Below are 21,539 nucleotides of genomic sequence, written 5' to 3' on the forward strand. Positions count from 1 at the left end.
TATCTTATTAAAATGAATATTTAAAACATTATTGTATATGTAGATTAAGTGCATAACAATTTGAATTAAATGGCATAATCAAAGTGATTTGAGATTAAATTTATAGTAAATATTTAAGATATATTTAGGTTCTATAGGAGGATTTATGAAGAAAAAGATTAGAGTAAAACCTAGTAAAAGTCAGTCTGTACTTGGATTAATAGTTGGTTTAATATTTGTGTTTATAGGTATTACCACTATATCTCAAATGGGAGCTTTTGGTATAGTATGGACTGTTATTGCAATAGTAATAACTGTTACTCATGGAATGAATGTATTTAGTGACAAAGGAGTAGCAACAGAGGTTATTGAGTTTAACTCAGAAAATGATTTAGACAGTATTAATGGCTTTAAAGCGGAAAAAATCGAAGAAAAATATAACTTTGATGAAAAGCTTAGAAAATTAAAAAAGCTAAGAGATGATGGAGTGTTAAGTGAGTTAGAGTATCAAATAAAAAAGCAAGAGATATTAGAAGAAAAGTGGTAAATTCCATTCAAAGTTAGGAACTAAGCGAAAGTTTAGTTCTTTTTATTTTGAAATTAATTTTCAAAAATAAATTAAAGGGTATAAAAATGAAAAAAATATGAATTAGAATGGCTAAAAATAAGGGTTTTCCACAAGAAAAGAAAAATAAACAACCATAAAATAGAAAAATATTTTCAAAAAGTATTGAATTTTTATTAGAAAAGGATTACAATAAAAACATAAAGAAAATAATTTTCAGAAAAAGGTGATAGAATGTTAGATGGGGTAAAAGGGAATTTAATAGTTTCTTGCCAAGCTTTAGCAGATGAACCTTTGCATAGTTCTTTTATTATGGGAAGAATGGCAATCGCGGCTAAGGAAGGTGGAGCAGTAGCAATAAGGTCACAAGGTGTTAGTGATATCAATGAAATAAAAGAGGTTACAAAGCTTCCTATCATTGGAATAATAAAGAGAAATTACGATGATTCAGAAATTTATATAACGCCAACTAGAAAAGAAGTGGACGAGCTTCTAGAAACAGGTTGTGAAATGATAGCATTAGATGCTACAAAGAGAAGAAGACCTAATAACGAAAATGTAAAGGATTTAGTTGATGCTATCCATGCAAAAGGAAAGTTGGCTATGGCTGATGTATCAACTTTAGAAGAAGGTATTGAGGCAGAAAAGATAGGATTTGATTGTATATCAACAACACTTTCAGGATATACACCATATTCTAAGCAAAGCAACAGTGTTGACTTTGAACTTTTAGAAGAGTTAGTAAAAACGGTAAAAATCCCAGTTATTTGCGAGGGAAGGATAAACACTCCAGAAGAACTAAAGAAGGCATTTGATTTAGGTGCATATTCAGCGGTGGTTGGAGGAGCAATAACAAGACCACAACAAATAACTAAGAGATTTACTGATATTTTAAAATAAATTAAATATTTAAAGGATTTTGGGAGGAGAAGAACAATGAAAGGTATTTATTCAGCATTATTAGTTTCATTTGATAAGGATGGAAACATCAATGAAAAGGGATTAAGAGAAATAATTAGACACAATATTGATGTATGTAAAGTAGATGGTCTTTATGTAGGAGGAAGTACTGGAGAGAACTTCATGCTTGCAACTGATGAAAAGAAAAGAATATTTGAAATTGCTATGGATGAAGCAAAAGGACAAGTTAAATTAATAGCTCAAGTTGGATCAGTTAATTTAAAAGAAGCTGTAGAGTTAGCTAAGTTTACTACAGATTTAGGATATGATGCAATATCAGCAGTTACACCATTCTACTATAAATTCGATTTTAATGAAATAAAACACTATTATGAAACAATAATAAATTCTGTTGATAATAAACTTATAATTTATTCAATTCCATTCTTAACAGGAGTAAATATGTCAATAGATCAATTTGCTGAGCTTTTTGAAAACGATAAGATTATAGGAGTTAAGTTCACAGCAGCAGACTTCTACTTATTAGAACGTATGAGAAAAGCATTCCCAGACAAATTAATCTTTGCTGGATTTGATGAAATGATGTTACCAGCTACAGTACTTGGAGTTGATGGAGCTATAGGATCAACATTCAACGTAAATGGTGTTAGAGCAAGACAAATATTTGAGGCTGCTCAAAAGGGTGATATTCAAACAGCTTTAGAAGTTCAACATGTAACTAATGATTTAATAACTGATATCTTAAACAATGGTCTTTACCAAACAATTAAGTTAATGCTTCAAGAACAAGGTGTTGACGCTGGATATTGTAGACAACCTATGAAAGAAGCTACTGAAGAAATGATTCAAAAAGCTAAAGAAATTAATAAAAAATATTTTTAAGGATATTAAATGTAGACTAACTTTTTAAAGTTAGTCTACACAAAAAAATTAGAAGGGGAGAATTGGTATGCAAGGATTTACGAAATTTGATTTGGTTGTTCTAGTTCTTTACTTAGGAGCTGTGCTTTACGCAGGATTAAAGTTTTCTAAGAAAGAAATGAAAGGAAAAGAGTTCTTCAGAGGTGACGGAACTATTCCTTGGTGGGTTACTTCAGTTTCTATATTTGCAACTTTATTAAGTCCAATTTCATTCTTATCATTAGCTGGTAACTCTTACAAAGGAACTTGGATAATGTGGTTTGCTCAACTTGGTATGTTCATAGCAGTACCTCTTACAATAAGATATTTCTTACCAGTTTATAGTAGACTAGATATAGATACAGCTTATGAATATCTAGAAATAAGATATAAAGATAAAGGACTTAGAATTCTTGGAGCTATAATGTTCATCATTTATCAAATAGGACGTATGGCAATCATAATGTATTTACCATCAATGGTATTAGCAAATCTTACAGGCATAAATGTTTATTTACTTATCGTAGCAATGGGCGTAATAGCAATAATTTATTCATATACAGGTGGATTAAAGTCAGTATTATGGACAGACTTTATTCAAGGATGTGTACTTATAGCAGGTATTATTTTCTCATTAATATTCTTAATTTCAACAATAAATGGTGGATTTGGAGCTATCATGGGTGAGTTAACTGAGGGCGGAAAATTCCTAGCTTCAACAGAGCCGATATTTAATGCGAATATATTTAAGACAAGTGTATTCTTATTAATAGTTGGAGGAGGATTAAATACTTTCTCATCATATATTTCAAGTCAGGATATAGTGCAAAGGTTTACTACAACTACAGATATAAAACAATTAAAGAAAATGACTTATGGTAACTTAGTTTTATCATTATTTGTAGCAACTATATTCTATTTAATAGGAACAGCTTTATATGTTTTCTATAATCAAAATCCACAATTATTACAAACTGCTCAACAAGACCAAATTTTTGCATCATATATAGCATTCCAATTACCAGTAGGTATAACAGGTATAGTTCTTGCAGCTATATATGCAGCAGCACAATCAACACTTTCAACTGGATTAAACTCAGTTGCAACAAGCTGGACTTTAGATATTCAAAACTTTATAACAAAAGATATGTCAATGGAAAAACAAACAAAAGTTGCTCAATATATATCTTTAGGAGTTGGTATAGCTTCAATCGTAATGGCTGTAATACTTGCAAATGGTGGAGTAAACTCAGCTTATGAGTGGTTTAATGGATTTATGGGACTTGTTCTTGGAGTTTTAGCTGGAATATTCGTATTAGGAATATTCTTCAAGAAGGCTACAAAAGCAGGTGCATATGCTGGTTTTATAGCATCAGCAATAGCTGTTGTAGTATGTAAATACGGCGGATTCGACGTAAGCATATGGTCATATTCAATCATATCAATAGGTGTTTCAGTTATAGTTGGAATGATAGTTTCAATGATGACTCAATCACAATTAGTTGATCAAAAGACTATAGATGAAGCAACAATATACTATGATAAAAATGAAGTTGCAAATGGATAGTGTAAAATAAAGAATATGAATGGTTAATTAAGGTAAGTGTTGACTTTAAAATGTTTTTATAAACTATTTAAAGTTCAGCACTACTTTAAAATTATATGTTTTTATAAACTATGCATTAATAAGGTTAAAAGGAGCGAGTTTAAAATGAATAAGCCTTTAATTGATGTGTTTTTATTAATAGGACAAAGCAATGCTCTCGGAATTGGAAATACAGAATATGCAGTAACTCCAAATAGTAAATGTTTTGAATACATTGAACTAGATGAAATTATACCTATGAGAAAATTTTTAGAAGTATCTAGAGGAAATGGAACTATAGCACAAAGTTTCTCAGTAAAGTGGAATGAATTAACTAATAGATATGTGTGTTTTATACACAGTGCAGTAGATGGATCTATGATAAAAAACTGGGGGCATGACAGATATAATTATTTAGAAAATACTTTGAAGAAATATAAAAGAGGTATTGAAAAAATAAGTAAAATATATTCAATAAATAGTCAAAATGCTATTTGGATTCAAGGGGAAAGTGATGCTAAGTACGGAACAGACCCCGTATATTATAGAGAAAAGTTAAAACAGTTAGTAAATGATTTAAAGAATATAGGAGTTGAAAATGTGTTTTTGAGTCTTACGGGTTACTGGGATGGTGTAGATGATAAGAGGGTTCACAATATTGCAAGTACACAAATAATCACATCTGAAGAATGTGAAAACTTAATTGTAGCTTCAAATCTAGGATTATCATTTAGAGAAAGAGAACTTTTAATTGATGAAGTGCATTATTCACAGGACGCTTTAAATGAATTAGGAGAAGATTTAGCTAATAATATTTATAAGTTTTATTTTAAAAAAGAAACTCCTAAATTAAAATATGAAATAGATTTAGAAGACAATAAAAAATATGTAAGCAAATTAATTGATTTATATGAAAATTTATAATATGAATTTAGAAATATTAAATATAGTTTTTTATTTAAGTATGGTATGATTTGAAAGTTATATTTATAAAAGATTAATTTAGAGGTGAATGAAATGATATTCGGCAATTTAATAAATTTAGAAAGTTATGATTATCTACCAAAGCTTGTTAAAGAAGCTTTATTACATGCGAAAAATAATAATGTAATAGAATTTGATCCAGGTACTCATGAAATAAAAGGTGAAGAGCTGTTCTTTAATAGAGTTAATTACACTACAAAAAATAAAGAGGATCGTTTTTGGGAAGGTCATAAAAAATATATAGATGTTCATGTGGTTTTCAGTGGAAAGGAAAGAATAAATCTTAACTTTAAAGAAAATTTAGAGTTTAAAGAGTTTGTTGAAAAGGATGATTTCTTATCCTTTGAAGGGGATGCAGATGCATCAGTTATTTTAGAAGAGGGAGATTTCCTTATTTGTTATCCAGAGGATATACACATGACTTGCTTAAAGGCTGATAATGAGCCTTCAGATGTTAAAAAGGCTATTTATAAAGTAATTTTATAGTATGTTTATTTTATGAGGTTGTATCGAAACTTAAAATAATAAATCTTATAAGTCTTAATAAAAAAGTTATTATAGAAAGAGATTTATAAGTTTTATTTTAAGTTAATCTTGATGCAACCTTGTTGTTTATAATAATTTCTAGAAGGTATAAATTTTTGTAGAGGTGATAAGTATGAAGTTATTTGTAGCTATAGATATAGGTGGAACTAGCATAAAGTATGGAATTATAAATGAAGAAGGAACATTATTAGAAACAAATAGTAGAGATACAGAAGCGTATAAAGGAGGATTAAGTATAATAGATAAGGTTAAGGACATAGTTAAAAGCCTTCAAATCAATAATGATTTAAAAGGAATATGTATTTCAACCGCAGGGATGGTATGTCCAAAGGAAGGAAAGATTGTTTATGCTGGTCCAACAATACCTAATTATACTGGAGTTGAGATTAAGAGGATTCTAGAAGAGGAATTTAACTTACCTTGCTCAGTAGAAAATGATGTAAACTGTGCAGCATTAGGAGAATTCTTTGGTGGAGCGGCTAAAGGTACTAATTCAATGGCTTGTTTAACAATAGGAACTGGAATTGGAGGAGCTTTAATCATAGATGGAAAAATACTTCATGGATTTAGTAATTCTGCTGGGGAAATAGGTTATATGATGGTTAATGGAGATCATATCCAAAATATCGCATCAGCAAGCGCTTTGGTTAAGAATGTAGCTTTGAGAAAGGAGATTGATGTTAGTAGTATAGATGGAAGATATGTATTAGATAGCTATGGAAATGGAGATTTAATATGTAAGGAGGAGGTTGAGAAATTAGCTGATAATCTAGCTTTAGGAATTTCAAATATTGTTTATTTAATAAATCCTGAGGTTGTTGTTTTAGGTGGAGGAATAATGGCTAGAGAAGAAATTTTCAGACCATTAATTGAGAATAGTTTAAGAAAGTATTTAATAGAATCAGTTTATAAGAATACTAATATAGCTTTTGCACAACTTAAAAATACCGCTGGAATGAAAGGAGCTTTTTATAATTTTAAATCAAAATTTAATTAAATAGGCTTTCTTTGTAATTTTATTGGTAGGAATGATATACTTAAAATATAAGATATTAGCTCTGTTTTAAGTTAGTGATGATTTTTAGATAGCTCTTAACAACTAGCTAAAATCAACATTAGTTTAAAACATAGCCAAAATATTAAAGTATTAAGAGGTATTTTATGGGGATATTAGAACAATTAGAAAATCCAAAATTTAAAGCAACTAAATCCGAAAAGACATTAATTGAATATATAGAATCAGACTTAGATAATATTATATATAAATCAATATCCGTAATAGCAAAAGAGTCTGGAGTTGGAGAGGCTACCATAACAAGATTTACAAAAAAGCTTGGATTTAATGGTTTCCAAGATTTTAAGGTTACTTTAGCTAAGGAACTTTCAAATAAGAAGAACACAAGTATTATAAACTTACATGTTCACAGAGATGAAGGGGTAACAGAGACCGCCAATAAAATGTTAAAGTCATCTATAAATATATTAGAACAAACTGTTAAACATATAGATGTAGACTTAATGTGCAAGTGTAGAAATATAATAATGAATGCTAAAAGAGTTTACTTTATAGGAATCGGATATTCAGGTATAGCAGCTATGGATATAAACTATAAGTTTATGAGAATAGGTTTTACTACAGTACCTATAACCGATAGTCATACAATGGTTATTATGTCACCTATAATGAATAATGATGATGTAATAGTTGCCATATCAAACTCAGGTACAACTAAAGAGGTAATAAAAACAGTTAAGCAGGCTAAAGAGAATGGAGTTAACATAATAACATTAACTGAAGATAGTGATAATCCATTAAGAAAATTAGCTGATTATGAACTTACATATACATCAGCTGAAACAATTTTTGAAACTGGATCTATTTCTTCAAAAATACCTCAAATATTTTTACTAGATTTATTGTACACAGAGGTAATTAAAGAGATGTTTAGCGAAGCTGTTGAAAAGAAAATTAAGACTACTAGTGCTATTGAGGGATTAAACGTTTATAGTTAGATAAAATAAATGAGAAGTATATTTAAATTAATAGTTAAAGAAAATTGGTTAACAAAAAAGAGTTAGGTAAATTGCCTAACTCTTTTTACTTTGTTCTTTTTGAAAATGCTATATCAAAGCATGTTATTCCAAAAGCAAAAGCAAGTGATGAAGGTAATATTTTGCTAAGTCTTAAATCAGGTAATGGTAGAATAAAATTACCTATTAATCCAAGCATCATAATACATATAAAGAATATTACAAATTTAAACCCTTCTTTTTTTACTTCTTCGAAAGTAAATTGCTTTACTGTAAATAACACTCTTATTAATATATAAAAAGGAATTAGTATTGCAAGTATAGCATAAGCAGTAACAAATGTAAGAGCACTTCTACTTGGAACATCTTTATATATTATGAATAGTGTAACCATAGTCATTAAAACAAATAAGAAGTAAACCAAAGCATCTAAAGTACGGATGTTTCTTTTTTTCACTACAATCCCCCCTAAAATCTTACTATAATATTGATTATACACAAAATTTTAACAATTAAATAGAGGAAGAGAGTGACATCGTAGTTACAAAGACCTTAAATTTCCTATAAATATTTCTAAAGAAAAAGAAAAGATTCTTTAGAAATATTTAAGTTATGCATATATGCCACTTAGACATGAAAAGTAACCACATAGTCAAAATCTGTTTAAGGGAATATTGGAAGACTATATACTGTTAGTAGAAAAGAAAAATAAAAGGGGCTGAGAAGTAATGAAGATAAGCTTAGACATAGATAGTAAATTAAAAGAGATATTTGTAACAATAAGAGCACCTAAGCTTGATAGAAAGGTTTCTGAAGTTATGAACATTTTAGAAGAAGATAAATTAGAGAAGATAACAGCTTATAATAATTCAAAGATATATCTTATTGACATAAAGGATGTTTATTGTTTTTATACAGAATCAAGAAAGGTCTTATTACTTACAGAAAAGGAATCCTTTTTTGTTAAACATACACTTTTAGAATTGGAAGAAAGATTAAAAGGAACATCAATGATAAGAGCGTCTAAAGGAGTAATTATAAATATGGATAAGGTATTAAATTTTGAACAGATGTTCAATGGAAATTTAGTCGTTAATTTTAATAATGGAAAAAAAGAATATGTCTCTAGAAGATATTTAAAAAATATAAAAAATTATTTAAATATAGGAGGAAAGTAGTATGAAGAATTTTATATGTCAATTTATAAAGAGATTTTTTGTTGGAGCAGCCTTTGGAGTTTTAGTAAACCAAATCATATTTCTCATAATTTTAAAGCATATAGGAACTATTAGTGTTGATTTCGATATTCTATTTAAACAATTTTTAGCTTCATGCCTAGCAGGAGGAGTTCCAGTTGGATTATCTGCAATTTATGTTTTAGATAATCTTAGTATGCTTGGGAAAATATCAATACATTTTATTATAGGAATAGTAGTATATTTATTTGTTGGTTCTTATGCTGGATGGTTTTCAATAAACTTAGGTACAGTGATAATGAGTATAGTTATATTTATTGCCATTTGGAGTATCTTTTATTTTATTGAAAAAAAAAAGATAGAGAAAATAAATAAAGCTTTAAGTAAGAAAAATAAATAGATTTATATTTTAAATTAAGTGAAAACAAACTTAATTTAAATTGGGTTGTATTATTGAGTTTTGATACAGCCCTATTTTTTTGTAAATAAATCAGTAATAGACATAAGAAGTAAATAAAATACATGTACTCTTTTAGTGAAATCAATTACAATATGAGTATAAAATGGGAAATTATGAAACAAAATGATTAATTTGTAATAAGTATAAGGGGGAAGATTTATGAAGAAAAGCATTCGAAAAATTGTTGCATCTACAGCTTTAGCTGCTATGACAATTAGTGTTTTACCATCTAACTTAGTAGTTTTTGCAACGGATGGTACAAGCAAAAATTTTTATGAAATTTATCCAAAGCCGCAAGAAATTAATTATAGTGGGGGAGAATTTCAATTAAGTGATGAAGTAAATATCGTATATGATGAAGGAATTGATATTTACACTAAAAATCGTGTTAATGAGGTTTTAGAATCTAGCAATTTAGAAGCTACTATTTCAGGTGAAATAGTACCAGGAAAGACAAACTTATTAGTAGGTATTAATGAATCTGGAGGATTTGTTGATAATTATTTTAACGAGAATGTGCCTCATGAAGAAAGCTTTTTTGATGAGAAAATGGATTCACATATAGTAAGTGTTGATGATGGAGTAATTAGTGTAATTGGGGAAGATCCAGACAGTGCTTTCTATGGAGTTACTACTTTAAAACACGTATTTAATCAAATAGAAGACGATAAAATGATTCAAAATTTCAGAGCAGATGACTATGCAGAAGTTGCTCATAGAGGTTTTATAGAAGGTTATTATGGAAACCCTTGGTCAAATGAGGATAGAGCAGAGCTTATGAAGTTTGGAGGAGATTATAAGTTAAACCAATATGTGTTTGCTCCTAAAGATGATCCTTATCATAACAGTAAATGGAGAGAATTATATCCAGAAGAAAAGTTATCAGAAATTAAAAAGTTAGCTCAGGTTGGTAATGAAACTAAAAATAGATATGTATATGCTTTACACCCATTTATGAGTAATCCAGTTAGATTTGATACAGAGGAAAACTATCAAACTGACTTAGGAGTAATAAAGGAAAAATTTACTCAGCTTTTAGAAAACGATGTTAGACAATTTGCTATATTGGCTGATGATGCTGCAGCACCAGCTCAAGGAGCTAGTATGTATGTTAAACTTCTTACGGATTTAACAAGATGGTTAGAAGAGCAACAGGCTGATTATCCAGATTTAAAAACTGATTTAATGTTCTGTCCTTCAGATTATTATGGTAATGGAAGTTCAACTCAATTAAAGGAATTAAATAAGGCTGAAGATAATGTAAGTATTGTTATGACTGGAGGTAAAATTTGGGGAGAAGTAGATGAGAACTTTGCAAATAACTTCATGAATAACATAGCTACAGAGGGGAACCCTGGAAGAGCACCTTTCTTCTGGATTAACTGGCCTTGTTCAGATAACTCAAAGCAACACTTAATAATGGGAGGAAATGATACATTCTTACACCCAGGCGTTGACCCAAGTAAGATTGATGGTATAGTTTTAAATCCAATGCAACAGGCAGAGGCTAATAAATCAGCTTTATTTGCAGTAGCAGATTATGCTTGGAATATATGGGACAATAAAGATGAGGCAGATCAAAATTGGCATGATTCATTTAAGTATATGGACCATGGAACTGCTGAGGAGACAAACTCTTCACTGGCTTTAAGAGAAATTAGTAAGCACATGATAAATCAAAATATGGATGGAAGAGTTAAGCCACTACAAGAGTCTGTTGAGTTAGCACCTAAACTAGAGGCATTCAAAGAAAAATATGATAGTGGATTAAGTATTAAAGAAGAGGCATTAGATTTAATAGAAGAGTTTACAAACCTTCAAAAGGCTGCAGATTACTATAAGAATAATCCGGGTAATGAGAGAACAAGAGATCAAATAATACATTGGTTAAATTGTTGGGAAGATACTATGGATGCAGCTATTGGATATTTAAAATCAGCAATTGCAGTAGAAGATGGTGATGATGAGGCTGCTTGGGTTAATTATTCAGAAGCTCAGACTGCCTTTGAAAAATCAAAAACATATGGGTTCCATTATGTAGACCATACTGAATATGCAGAGGTTGGAGTTCAACATATTGTTCCATTTATAAAGCATATGGGACAGAACCTATCAGCTGTTATAGGCTCAATTGTTGATCCAAATAAGATAATAGCAACTTATATAAGTAATAGACAGGATGCACCAGCAGGAAATCCAGATAATATTTTTGATAATAATGCTAGTACAGAAATAGTATATAAGAATCCGAACAGAGTAGATGTTGGAACTTATGTAGGGGTTAAGTATAGTAATCCTATAACTTTAAATAATGTTGAGTTCTTAATGGGAGCTAATTCAAACCCAAATGATACAATGCAAAAAGCTAAAATTCAATACACTATTGATGGAAAAGAGTGGATTGATTTAGAAGAGGGTGTTGAATATACAATGCCTAAAGCTGTAAAGGTAGAAAACCTAGACTTAAAAGTTAGAGGAGTTCGTTTAATAGCTACAGAGGCAAGAAGTAATACTTGGTTAGGTATTAGAGATATTAACGTAAATAAAAAAGAAGATTCAGACTCAGGTGTAGAGTTTAATCCAAGTCTCATAAGAAGTGAATCTTGGAAAGTCTATGAGGGAAATGAATCAAGTCTTTTAGATGGTGATGATAATACTGGTGTTTGGTATAAAACAGCTAATGGAGATACATCTTTAGCAGGAGAGTTTATAGGTCTAGATTTAGGAAAAGAACTTAAGCTTGATGGAATCAGATTCGTAATAGGAAAAAATGGTGGAGGAAGTGCCGATAAGTGGAATAAGTTTAAACTTGAATATTCACTAGACAATGAAAATTGGACAACTATTAAGGAGTATAATAAGACTGGTGCTCCAGCTGGTAAGGATGTCATAGAAGAATCCTTTGAAGCTCCTATTTCAGCTAGATATGTAAGACTTACTAATATGGAAAACATCAATAAGTGGCTTACTTTCTCAGAGTTCGGAATAAAGAGTGAAGAATTAGAAAGTACAGGAAACAGAGAGAATGTTTATACCAATACAGAGCTAGATTTATTATCTTTAGCTAAGGAAGATGTAACTAAGTTAATGCCAGTAGATAATATAAGCTTAAATTCAGGGGAATATATTGGTGTTAAATTAGATCGTATTAAGGATTTAAGTAATATTAACCTTGAGGTTTCAAATGATACAGGCTTAAAACTTCAAAGCTCTATGAATGGTGTTGAATGGACAGAGATAACAGATACTAACACTTTAGAGGATGGAAGATATGTAAGATTAATAAATACAGGAAATGAAACTGCTAGCTTTAATTTAACTAAATTTGAGGTTAATTCAACTGAGGTTTATGAGCCATCATTAGTTGAGGCTTATGTTGGTGATACTGGAGCTAAAAAAGCTGTAGATGGAGACTTGAAAACTAGCGTTAAGTTTAATGGAGCTCCTAAATTTGGCGATACTATAGTTTATGATTTAGGACAAGAAATCCAAGTAGACAATTTAAAATATGTTGTATTAGATACTGAAGTTGACCACGTAAGAGATGGTAAAATTCAATTATCTTTAGACGGTGAAACTTGGACAGATGCTATTACTATTGGGGATGGAATAGAAAATGGTGTAGATGACATATATGCTAAACCATTAGAAAATGGTTATAAGCATGGAAATCAATCTGGTGGAATTATTCCAATAGATAGTGCATATGTTGAAGGATCTAATTTAAATCAAAAAGCTAGATATGTAAGAATATTATTTACTGCTCCATACAAACATCGTTGGACTGTTATAAACGAGCTTATGATAAATAATGGGGAGTATATTCCTACAGTAAATGACCCAACTTATGTTTCAAATCCAATTGAAGAAAGAGGATTTACTCCAAATAATTTAAGAGATGGAGATTTAACTAGCTCATATAAACCTAATACTAATAATGGAGAGATAACTGAAGGTAGCATAACTTATCGTCTATCAGAAAAAACTGATGTTAGAAAGGTTACTATAGTTCAAGATGGAAGCTCAATTTCAAATGCTAAGGTTATGGCTAGAGTTGGTGATGGAAGCGAATCTGTAACTGATGAGTGGGTTCAATTAGGCACATTAGGTAATAGCTTAAATGAATTTATAAATCGTGATTATAGTAACATTTATGAAATAAAGATTGAGTGGACAGATGTGGCACCAAATATTTATGAAATAATAACTTTAAATCAAGAGTTTGAATTCCCAGTTAATGATGCATTAAAAGTGAAGTATGATGAGCTTATTGATTTAAGTGGAGATGAATATACTTTAAGCAGTTATGAAGCCTTAAAAGAAGCTTTAGACAATGCAAAAGTTATTTTAGATAATTCTAATTCTTCTCAAAAGAAAATAGATAAGGCTTTAGATAATTTAAATAAGGCAGAAGAAGGGTTAGTTCTTAGAGCAACTGATTTTGAAGCCTTTGATGAAGTATTAGCTTTAGGAAATTCTTTAGTAGAAGATGAGTATACAGCAGAGTCTTGGGCTGTATTCAGTGAAAAACTAGCCCTTGCTAATGAAGCTAATGAAAATAGAGCAGATTATACTCAAGAGCAAATAAATCAAATAGTATCTGATTTAGATGCTTCAATAAAAGCTTTAGTTAAAGAGACTCCAGAAGTTGATAAAGCAGATTTAGAAGCTTTAATTAACCAAGGTAAAGCTTTAGTAGAAGAGGCTGTAGAAGGTTTTGAAGTTGGTGAATATCATAAAGGGGCTAAAGATACTTTAGTAAGTGAAATAAATAAGGCTGAAGAGATATTCAATAATGAAGAAGTCACTCAAGAAGAAATCAATTCAGCTAAAGAAGCTTTAAATAATGCAATAGAAAGATTCAACTCTTTAATAATTGAGGAAAGTACAGGAGACTTCAATAGTAATGGAAAGATTGACATAGGTGACTTAGCAATAGTTTCTAAAAACTATGGAAGTGAGAATGCTTCTTTTGATTTAAACAAAGATGGAGTCGTTGATGAATATGAAATAAGCTTCATAAATCATAGAATATTAAATTAAGGTAATTTATTAGAATAAAATTAAATTTTTAAGTTTAAGGGACTATGAAGATATATTAAACTAATTTTGTAATATTAATCATTAAAAAGATTAATATTGAGATTAGAGTAATGTATCGTCAAAGATAGTCCCTTTTTATTTTTATATCCTTTTTATATTAAGTTAAAAAGCTTATTGTTTAGCTTTAATAATGATTTATTAAATATAGTTTAATTGTAAATCAATTCTAGATAATATATAATGTTAATAGAATGTAAAATTAAATATTTAAAAATAGGTTAAATAGTTATTTAAGTAAATTTATTTATTAAAAGGGAAGTTGGGTTTGAATCCCACGCGGTCCCGCCGCTGTAATAGAGGAGCTTTTTGTATTGTAAGCCACTGAAACATAAGATTTTGGGAAGGTTACAAAAGGTGCTGATACTTGAGCCAGAAGACCTGCCTGTTTTTAAAACATCAGATCCTACGGGAAATAGGAGGTGTTGTGCTTTGGTAAGTTATATTTTTTTAGAATTTTTATAACCTCTTGACTCAATGTCTAGAGGTTTTTATTTTTAGGATTAAAGTTAGCTTAGAGTCAACCTAAATTTAAGCAAAATGCATTTGATTTTAATTTGGACAATCTCAGAGGGAAAATAGGAAAGACTAACAGATTTAAAAGAGACTTTAAGACCTAAGAAATAAAGAAAATCTATTTTATGAAGTGGATATACAAAATAAAAATATAATTTAAGGAGTAGAATTATTATGTCAAAAAAGAATCAAGTATTTATAGGATTTTTGTTAATGTTCTTATTAATACCAAAAAGTGTTTCAGCTATGCATATTATGGAGGGATTTTTGCAACCCAAATGGTGTATAGCATGGGGTGTTATAACAATACCTTTTGTGGTTTTAGGTGTATTTTCTATTAAGAAAAAAGTAGGGAATAATCCAAGATTAAAAATACTATTAGCTATGGCAGGAGCTTATGCCTTTGTTCTTTCAGCTTTGAAACTTCCATCAGTTACTGGTAGTTGTTCACACCCTACGGGGGTTGGTCTTGCGGCAATATTATTCGGACCTACAGCAGCATCAGTCTTAGGACTTATTGTTCTTTTATTCCAAGCTTTACTTTTAGCACATGGGGGACTTACAACTCTTGGAGCTAATACTTTTTCAATGGCTGTTGTTGGACCTTTAGTATCATATGGACTTTATAAATTAGTAAAAAAACTTAATGGACCAACATGGTTAGGAGTATTTTTGGCAGCTGCCCTTGGTGACTTAGCAACATACATGGTAACTTCAATTCAATTAGGACTAGCTTTCCCAGCAGAAGTTGGTGGAATTATGGCATCGGTTATGAAATTCATGGGTATATTTGCTATTACTCAAATTCCTTTAGCTATAAGTGAGGGAATATTAACAGTTATAATATTTAATACTATAGAAAATTATGCAAAAGATGATTTAATGGAACTTAACATTCTTTCAGAGGAGGTAAAATAATGAAAAATAAGAGAGCATTAACTAATGTGATATTAATTTTATTAGTTGTATTTATTACAATCATACCTTTCTTTGTGGCTAAGAATGGTGAGTTCGGTGGATCTGATGATCAAGCAGAAGAAGCAATAACACAAATAGATGAAAATTACGAGCCTTGGTTCTCACCAATATTTGAACCTGCAAGTGGAGAGATAGAAAGTCTATTATTTGCTCTTCAAGCAGCTATAGGTGCAGGAGTAATTGGGTTTGGACTAGGATATCTAAAGGGGAAAAAGAAAGTGAATGAAGAAGTAAATGATAAATATTGATAAATATGCTTATTCATCAAAACTAAAAAATATCAATCCTGCAGAAAAGATATTTTTTGCTCTAATTACTTTATGTGTTTGCTTATGGGCAAATAATTTTATTGTTTCTATGCTTGTAATAGGTCTTATGACTTTTTTAATAACTAAATTAGGAAAGACCAAAATAAATGTTTTTATTAAGTTAATGATGATACCAATAGCTTTTTTAATAATTAGCATTCTAACAATAGTTATAAATTATTCTATGAATAAGGAAAATCTTTTAATATCCTTTAGGTTCTTTAATGGATGGATCGGAGTTTCTAAAGAGGGGATTTTTCAAGGTGTTAATATGTTCCTAAAAGTAATGGGATCTTTAAGTTGCTTATATTTTATATCTTTAACTACACCAATGATAGATGTGATATCAGTATTATCAAAGCTTAAAATACCAAGCTTTTTAATAGAATTAATAAGCTTAGTATATAGGTTTATATTTATAATCTTAGAAACTTCAGAAATGATGTTTATATCTCAAAAATCTAGGTTAGGGTATAGAGACATAAGGACATCATATAAATCTTTAGGAGCTCTTGCATCAACACTGTTTATACGCTCATTTAAGAGAGCTAATGATTTATATACTGCATTAGAATCTAGAGGATATAATGGAGAGCTTAAGGTATTAGAAGAAGAAGTTCAAAGAAGAAACTATATTTATATTTTAGCTATAATTATTAATATGATTTTTATAGGAATAACTATATTTACAAAGTAGAGTAGGAGGATTTTATGGAAGACTATATATTAAAAGTAGAGGATCTTAATTATAATTATTCAGATGGAACTCATGCTCTAAAGGGTATAGATATGAATATAAAAAGAGGGGAAGTAACGGCTATATTAGGAGGAAATGGTGTAGGAAAATCAACATTATTCCAAAATCTTAATGGTATATTAAAGCCTTCTTCAGGAAGGATACTTTTTGAGAATAAACCTATTGATTATTCTAGGAAGGGAATCATGAAGCTTAGAGAATCTATAGGAATTGTTTTTCAGGACCCTGATAATCAGCTTTTTTCAGCTAGTGTGTATCAGGATGTTTCTTTCGGAGCTGTTAATATGAAGCTTCCAACTGAAGCGGTAAGAGAAAGAGTTAATAAGGCATTAAAAAGAACAGGAATAGAGCATTTAAAGGAGAAACCAACTCACTGTTTAAGCTTTGGGCAAAAGAAAAGAGTAGCAATTGCAGGAGTACTAGTTATGGAACCTAAGGTTTTAATACTAGATGAACCAACAGCTGGTTTGGATCCAATGGGTGTTTCAGAGATAATGAAGTTATTAATTGAAATGCAAAAGGAACTTGGCATAACCATAATAATAGCAACTCATGATATAGATATTGTTCCATTATACTGTGATAATGTCTTTGTAATGAAAGAGGGAAAAGTGATATTAAAGGGAAGTCCTAAGGAAGTGTTTGATCAAAAAGATACTATAAGAAAAGTAAATTTAAGATTACCGCGTATCGGACATCTCATGGAGATATTGAAAGAAAAAGATGGCTTTGTATTTGACGAATTATCATTAACTATCGGACAGGCTAGAAAGACAATAAACTCTTGGAAATTTAAATTATTTAAAGATTAGAGCAAAATTAAATATGGGAAATTAACTTAAAAAGGTTTGTATTAAAGTAAGATTTCAAAATAATCATACTTTATACAAACCTTTTATATTAATATTTAAATTGGTATAAATATTAATGTATTCTGAGCGCGTTTTAAGTGGTTAAAGAATTAATTAAAAAACTGGGTAAGTTAAATATTATATTAAAAATGCTATTTTAAACTTATTACAGTAAATTAATTGACTATATTTTCTTTAGTAACACCATCTTTATATTTAATCTTAAAGAATAATATTATTACGGCAAATATAAAAGTACAAGAATTAGCTAATATAACAGCTAAATCATTTATTATAAAGCCATGTATAATCCAAAGAAAAACACCTATTGTGAACATTGAATACATTATAAGAGATATACCTGAGGTATCTTTAGTTTTTATTACCTTTATTGCTTGAGGAATAAAGGATGCTGTTGTTAAAATTGCAGCTAATGAACCTATCATAAAATTTTCTCCTTACCTTTTAAAATTACACCATATAGTAATAATCTATAGATAAGAGCTAGTTTCGTCAATATAATATAGCTGTGAAATTTCACGGCTTTTGGGAAAAAGTTACATGATGATGAAACTAGGAACAGAGTGAGTGAATATTATTGTAAATGTTATCATTGATTGCTATTATTTAATTAACAAATCGTACAAGAAAAGTTCATTTCAATAAATAAATTATGAACTGTACTTGGACTTATAAATATAACTTAAGTATTATGGGTTTCTTAGAATATTTAAGTTAAGGGTAATAATAGGATTTATAAAATGAGGTGGTAAAGGATGATGCAAAAAATTCAACGTTTTGGAGCTGCAATGTTTACACCAGTTTTACTATTTGCTTTTGCAGGTATAACAGTAGGACTATGTATTCTATTCAAAAATCCGGACATAGTAGGACCAATTGCAAACCAAGGTACTTTATGGTATCAAATTTGGACACTTATTGAAGAAGGTGGATGGACAGTATTTAGACAACTTCCATTACTATTCGTTGTTGGTTTACCAATAGCATTAGCTAAAAAGGCTCAAGCAAGAGCATGTATGGAAGCTTTAGTTACATATTTAACTTTTAACTACTTTGTTAATTCAATGCTAACTCAATGGGGTGGATTCTTCGGAGTTGACTTCTCACAAGAGGTTGGTGGAGTAAGTGGATTAACAACCATAGCTGGTATTAAAACATTTGATACTGGTATGATAGGAGCAATCCTAATAGCTGGTATAGCTGTTTGGCTACATAATCGTTTCTTTGATACAGAATTACCAGAGTACTTAGGAATATTCAGAGGATCATCTTTCGTAGTTATGATAGGATTCTTCGTAATGATTCCAACAGCATTTATTATTTGTTTAGTATGGCCAGCAGTTCAAAATGGAATTAATTCATTACAAGGGTTCCTAGCTTCATCAGGAATAGTAGGAGTTTGGATATACACATTCCTAGAACGTATATTAATACCAACAGGATTACATCATTTTATATATGGACCATTTATATTTGGACCAGCCGTTGTAGAAGGTGGAATAGCCACTTATTGGCCTCAACATTTAGCTCAATATGCTATGTCATCTCAAAGTTTAACAGAATTATTCCCAGCTGGTGGATTTGCTTTACATGGTCATTCTAAAATATTTGGTTCTGTAGGTATAGCCTTAGCATTATATGTAACAGCTAAGCCTAATAAAAAGAAAATCGTTGCAGGTTTATTAATACCAGCCACATTAACAGCCATATTAGCTGGTATCACAGAGCCACTAGAGTTTACTTTCTTATTCGTTGCACCAATATTATTCGTTATTCACTCAATATTAGCAGCTACTTTAGCAGCTACAGAATATGCTTTTGGAGTATCAGGTAACTTTGGTGGAGGAATAATTGAATGGGCAGCTCAAAACTGGATACCTCTAGCTCATAACCATTGGCAAACATATTTAATTCAAATAGCTATAGGCTTAAGTTTCACAGCAATATACTTCTTTGTATTTAAATTCTTCATACTTAAATTAAATCTTAAGACTCCAGGTAGAGAAGATGATGATGAAGAAACTAAATTATACACTAAGGCTGATTACAAGGCTAAAAAAGGCGAAGAATCAGGAAATGAAAACAAATCAGGAAAAAGTAAAACAGCTCAAAAAGCTGAAGCGATTTTAGAAGCTTTAGGAGGAAAAGATAACATAGTAGATGTTACAAACTGTGCAACTCGTTTACGTTTAAGTGTAAAAGATGAAAGTAAATTAGCCTCAGATGCAGCATTTAAAGCTGCTGGGGCTCTTGGAGTTGTTAGAAATGGAAAGGCTATTCAAGTAATAATAGGATTATCTGTTTCTCAAGTAAGAGAAGAGTTTGAACAACTTCTATAACACAAGCATACAATTAACTCAAATACCTAAAAACATCATGGGGAGAAGGTTCCCATGGTGTTTTTTTATTAAATAATAATTAAGATGGCCATGCAGTTCTATCTAAAAATTAATACTGATTTAAAATATGGTATTATTAAAAAATCAACAGGTATTTAAAAGAATTTTATAGAATAAAATGTTTGGTTAAATAATTTTATTTTAGTTAATGAAATAAGTAATGCATTAATGTAGAGTAGTTCAAAAATAGTAAATCTATGGTATTATTAAAACAAGAAGTAATTTTATTGTAAATTAATTAAAAAAAGCTAAAATTTATTCATATATAAACGGATTTTATAAAGTATGACATTTAAGTTATTCGTATTATTTGGAGGGCTGGTATGAGATTAGAAGAGCTTGTAAATAAACATTATGATAAATTAAATCATAGTGATTTGCATATTTGGAAATATGTGTTCAATCATAAAAAGGATTGTTGTAATCTAACCATTGATGAGTTAGCAAATAGATGTAATGTGTCTAGAACAACAGTTTTAAGATTTGCGCAGAAACTTTCATTAAAAGGATATAGTGAACTTAAAATATATTTAAAATGGGAAAGTGAAGATAAAGAAGTTGAAGAGCAAGATTATTTAAAGGTTGTTTGTAACGATATAACAAAATTTATAAATGATATGCAAGAAAAAGATTTTTCTAGTGTCTGTAGTCTTATGTACAATGCTAAAAGAATATTTGTTTATGGAACTGGGGCCGTACAGTCAGCAGTTGCAGCTGAATTAAAAAGAATATTTTTATCAGGCCAAGAGTGTATATATAATATACAAGGAGAAGCAGAGGCCGATATGATTTTAAATACAATAAGTGATGAAGATTTAATAATTTTAATATCATTAACTGGAGAATCAAATCATATAAAAGCTTTAGCTAAGCAATTTAAGTTAAGAAATGTTCCTATAATATCTATAACAAAATTGAAGAATAATGCCTTAGCTAGATTAAGTGATGAGAATTTATACATAAATACATCAATGCATGATTTAGGGGGAGGAAAGGAATATGAATCAACAGCATTATTCTTTACTCTTGCAGAGATGATATTCTTGAAATATTCAATGTATAAAAATGATCTAGAAAAGGAAGATACAAATTAATAAATATAGAACATAAGCATATCAAATAAAATATTAGATTAAATAAAAGAAGGGAAGTTTTTATGTTTGAGATCATAATAGATTTTTTAGTTGCAGTAGCGCCTATTATAGCATCAATTTCTTTTGGATATATGTACTTAAATAGAAAAGAGGTTTAGTTTTATTTAAGTTGTGCTCTAATATTTGATATGCTTTATGAGGTTATATCATATGGATAAAAACGTATTATTTATGTTTTTAGTATGTTATAACCTCATTTATTTTTATTGAATTAATATTTTAAAATTATGATTTGATTAAAAGAAGACTAGAATCCTATACCTTTTTAACAAATTTAATAGTGGGAAA

General features: G+C 29.6%; 19 protein-coding genes and 1 riboswitch. Of the genes, 17 read left to right on the forward strand and 2 right to left on the reverse strand.

Going from position 1 to position 21,539, the window contains the following annotated elements; genetic code table 11:
* Window positions 1–145: 145 nt before the first annotated feature.
* The 8 genes from AC2A4K_RS01180 (at window position 146) to AC2A4K_RS01215 (ending at window position 7,493) form a co-directional block, all read left to right on the forward strand.
* Window positions 146–526 (forward strand): SHOCT domain-containing protein, encoded by a 381-nt coding sequence (locus AC2A4K_RS01180; protein WP_322505250.1) that lies wholly within the window; start codon window positions 146–148, stop codon window positions 524–526.
* Window positions 527–778: 252 nt separating this feature from the next.
* The gene (locus AC2A4K_RS01185) at window positions 779–1,444 is read left to right on the forward strand and encodes an N-acetylmannosamine-6-phosphate 2-epimerase (RefSeq protein WP_322505251.1); all 666 of its coding nucleotides are present in this window, start codon (window positions 779–781) and stop codon (window positions 1,442–1,444) included.
* 36 nt (window positions 1,445–1,480) lie between these two features.
* Entirely contained in the window at window positions 1,481–2,347 is an 867-nt protein-coding gene (locus AC2A4K_RS01190) for an N-acetylneuraminate lyase (protein ID WP_322505252.1), read from the forward strand.
* A gap of 67 nt (window positions 2,348–2,414) precedes the next feature.
* The gene (locus AC2A4K_RS01195; protein WP_322505253.1) at window positions 2,415–3,932 is read left to right on the forward strand and encodes a sodium:solute symporter family protein; all 1,518 of its coding nucleotides are present in this window, start codon (window positions 2,415–2,417) and stop codon (window positions 3,930–3,932) included.
* 144 nt (window positions 3,933–4,076) lie between these two features.
* Complete coding sequence (locus AC2A4K_RS01200; RefSeq protein WP_322505254.1) at window positions 4,077–4,874, forward strand: sialate O-acetylesterase; 798 nt, start codon at window positions 4,077–4,079, stop codon at window positions 4,872–4,874.
* Between the two features lie 93 nt (window positions 4,875–4,967).
* A complete protein-coding gene (locus tag AC2A4K_RS01205; RefSeq protein ID WP_322505255.1) occupies window positions 4,968–5,420 on the forward strand; it encodes a NanQ anomerase/TabA/YiaL family protein in 453 nt (150 codons plus the stop codon).
* 172 nt (window positions 5,421–5,592) lie between these two features.
* Window positions 5,593–6,477: an ROK family protein gene (locus tag AC2A4K_RS01210; protein ID WP_322505256.1), complete on the forward strand. Its 885-nt coding sequence runs from the start codon at window positions 5,593–5,595 to the stop codon at window positions 6,475–6,477.
* A gap of 164 nt (window positions 6,478–6,641) precedes the next feature.
* Window positions 6,642–7,493 carry a MurR/RpiR family transcriptional regulator gene (locus AC2A4K_RS01215; protein WP_322505257.1) on the forward strand — a complete coding sequence of 284 codons (852 nt, stop codon included), beginning with the start codon at window positions 6,642–6,644 and terminating at the stop codon, window positions 7,491–7,493.
* Window positions 7,494–7,578: 85 nt separating this feature from the next.
* On the opposite strand, the gene AC2A4K_RS01220 is transcribed toward AC2A4K_RS01215, so the two are convergent.
* Window positions 7,579–7,968, reverse strand: coding sequence for a hypothetical protein (locus AC2A4K_RS01220; RefSeq protein WP_322505258.1), 390 nt, complete (start codon window positions 7,966–7,968; stop codon window positions 7,579–7,581).
* Between the two features lie 271 nt (window positions 7,969–8,239).
* Here AC2A4K_RS01220 and AC2A4K_RS01225 point away from each other — a divergent pair, with 271 nt between their 5' ends.
* The 7 genes from AC2A4K_RS01225 to AC2A4K_RS01255 all read left to right on the forward strand — a co-directional run bounded on the left by AC2A4K_RS01225 (window position 8,240) and on the right by AC2A4K_RS01255 (window position 17,638).
* Window positions 8,240–8,689: a LytTR family DNA-binding domain-containing protein gene (locus tag AC2A4K_RS01225; protein ID WP_322505259.1), complete on the forward strand. Its 450-nt coding sequence runs from the start codon at window positions 8,240–8,242 to the stop codon at window positions 8,687–8,689.
* A 1-nt stretch (window position 8,690) separates the two neighbouring features.
* Window positions 8,691–9,107: a DUF3021 family protein gene (locus AC2A4K_RS01230; RefSeq protein WP_322505260.1), complete on the forward strand. Its 417-nt coding sequence runs from the start codon at window positions 8,691–8,693 to the stop codon at window positions 9,105–9,107.
* A gap of 219 nt (window positions 9,108–9,326) precedes the next feature.
* Window positions 9,327–14,210: a hyaluronoglucosaminidase gene (nagH, locus tag AC2A4K_RS01235; protein WP_322505261.1), complete on the forward strand. Its 4,884-nt coding sequence runs from the start codon at window positions 9,327–9,329 to the stop codon at window positions 14,208–14,210.
* 258 nt (window positions 14,211–14,468) lie between these two features.
* Window positions 14,469–14,670, forward strand: a riboswitch (cobalamin riboswitch).
* 287 nt (window positions 14,671–14,957) lie between these two features.
* Window positions 14,958–15,701: an energy-coupling factor ABC transporter permease gene (locus AC2A4K_RS01240; RefSeq protein ID WP_322505262.1), complete on the forward strand. Its 744-nt coding sequence runs from the start codon at window positions 14,958–14,960 to the stop codon at window positions 15,699–15,701.
* Window positions 15,701–16,009: an energy-coupling factor ABC transporter substrate-binding protein gene (locus tag AC2A4K_RS01245; RefSeq protein WP_322505263.1), complete on the forward strand. Its 309-nt coding sequence runs from the start codon at window positions 15,701–15,703 to the stop codon at window positions 16,007–16,009. The genes AC2A4K_RS01240 and AC2A4K_RS01245 overlap by 1 nt, the downstream gene beginning before the upstream one ends.
* Window positions 15,996–16,766, forward strand: a complete 771-nt coding sequence (gene cbiQ, locus AC2A4K_RS01250) for a cobalt ECF transporter T component CbiQ (RefSeq protein ID WP_322505264.1) — start codon at window positions 15,996–15,998, stop codon at window positions 16,764–16,766. The genes AC2A4K_RS01245 and cbiQ overlap by 14 nt, the downstream gene beginning before the upstream one ends.
* A gap of 14 nt (window positions 16,767–16,780) precedes the next feature.
* Entirely contained in the window at window positions 16,781–17,638 is an 858-nt protein-coding gene (locus AC2A4K_RS01255; protein ID WP_322505265.1) for an ATP-binding cassette domain-containing protein, read from the forward strand.
* Window positions 17,639–17,853: 215 nt separating this feature from the next.
* Here AC2A4K_RS01255 and AC2A4K_RS01260 read toward each other — a convergent pair whose 3' ends face one another.
* Window positions 17,854–18,123, reverse strand: a complete 270-nt coding sequence (locus tag AC2A4K_RS01260) for a SemiSWEET transporter (protein WP_322505266.1) — start codon at window positions 18,121–18,123, stop codon at window positions 17,854–17,856.
* 330 nt (window positions 18,124–18,453) lie between these two features.
* Here AC2A4K_RS01260 and AC2A4K_RS01265 point away from each other — a divergent pair, with 330 nt between their 5' ends.
* A complete protein-coding gene (locus tag AC2A4K_RS01265; RefSeq protein WP_322505267.1) occupies window positions 18,454–20,037 on the forward strand; it encodes an alpha-glucoside-specific PTS transporter subunit IIBC in 1,584 nt (527 codons plus the stop codon).
* 383 nt (window positions 20,038–20,420) lie between these two features.
* Entirely contained in the window at window positions 20,421–21,191 is a 771-nt protein-coding gene (locus tag AC2A4K_RS01270; protein WP_322505268.1) for a MurR/RpiR family transcriptional regulator, read from the forward strand.
* Window positions 21,192–21,539: the final 348 nt, after the last annotated feature.

This window comes from Clostridium sp. LIBA-8841 (genome assembly GCF_057782475.1).

Bases quoted from the DNA above. Each gene is read 5' to 3' on its own strand.
- AC2A4K_RS01180 (WP_322505250.1), top strand. From the start codon at position 146: ATGAAGAAAAAGATTAGAGTAAAACCTAGTAAAAGTCAGTCTGTACTT.
- AC2A4K_RS01185 (WP_322505251.1), top strand. From the start codon at position 779: ATGTTAGATGGGGTAAAAGGGAATTTAATAGTTTCTTGCCAAGCTTTA.
- AC2A4K_RS01190 (WP_322505252.1), top strand. From the start codon at position 1,481: ATGAAAGGTATTTATTCAGCATTATTAGTTTCATTTGATAAGGATGGA.
- AC2A4K_RS01195 (WP_322505253.1), top strand. From the start codon at position 2,415: ATGCAAGGATTTACGAAATTTGATTTGGTTGTTCTAGTTCTTTACTTA.
- AC2A4K_RS01200 (WP_322505254.1), top strand. From the start codon at position 4,077: ATGAATAAGCCTTTAATTGATGTGTTTTTATTAATAGGACAAAGCAAT.
- AC2A4K_RS01205 (WP_322505255.1), top strand. From the start codon at position 4,968: ATGATATTCGGCAATTTAATAAATTTAGAAAGTTATGATTATCTACCA.
- AC2A4K_RS01210 (WP_322505256.1), top strand. From the start codon at position 5,593: ATGAAGTTATTTGTAGCTATAGATATAGGTGGAACTAGCATAAAGTAT.
- AC2A4K_RS01215 (WP_322505257.1), top strand. From the start codon at position 6,642: ATGGGGATATTAGAACAATTAGAAAATCCAAAATTTAAAGCAACTAAA.
- AC2A4K_RS01225 (WP_322505259.1), top strand. From the start codon at position 8,240: ATGAAGATAAGCTTAGACATAGATAGTAAATTAAAAGAGATATTTGTA.
- AC2A4K_RS01230 (WP_322505260.1), top strand. From the start codon at position 8,691: ATGAAGAATTTTATATGTCAATTTATAAAGAGATTTTTTGTTGGAGCA.
- nagH (WP_322505261.1), top strand. From the start codon at position 9,327: ATGAAGAAAAGCATTCGAAAAATTGTTGCATCTACAGCTTTAGCTGCT.
- AC2A4K_RS01240 (WP_322505262.1), top strand. From the start codon at position 14,958: ATGTCAAAAAAGAATCAAGTATTTATAGGATTTTTGTTAATGTTCTTA.
- AC2A4K_RS01245 (WP_322505263.1), top strand. From the start codon at position 15,701: ATGAAAAATAAGAGAGCATTAACTAATGTGATATTAATTTTATTAGTT.
- cbiQ (WP_322505264.1), top strand. From the start codon at position 15,996: ATGATAAATATTGATAAATATGCTTATTCATCAAAACTAAAAAATATC.
- AC2A4K_RS01255 (WP_322505265.1), top strand. From the start codon at position 16,781: ATGGAAGACTATATATTAAAAGTAGAGGATCTTAATTATAATTATTCA.
- AC2A4K_RS01260 (WP_322505266.1), bottom strand. From the start codon at position 18,123: ATGATAGGTTCATTAGCTGCAATTTTAACAACAGCATCCTTTATTCCT.
- AC2A4K_RS01265 (WP_322505267.1), top strand. From the start codon at position 18,454: ATGATGCAAAAAATTCAACGTTTTGGAGCTGCAATGTTTACACCAGTT.
- AC2A4K_RS01270 (WP_322505268.1), top strand. From the start codon at position 20,421: ATGAGATTAGAAGAGCTTGTAAATAAACATTATGATAAATTAAATCAT.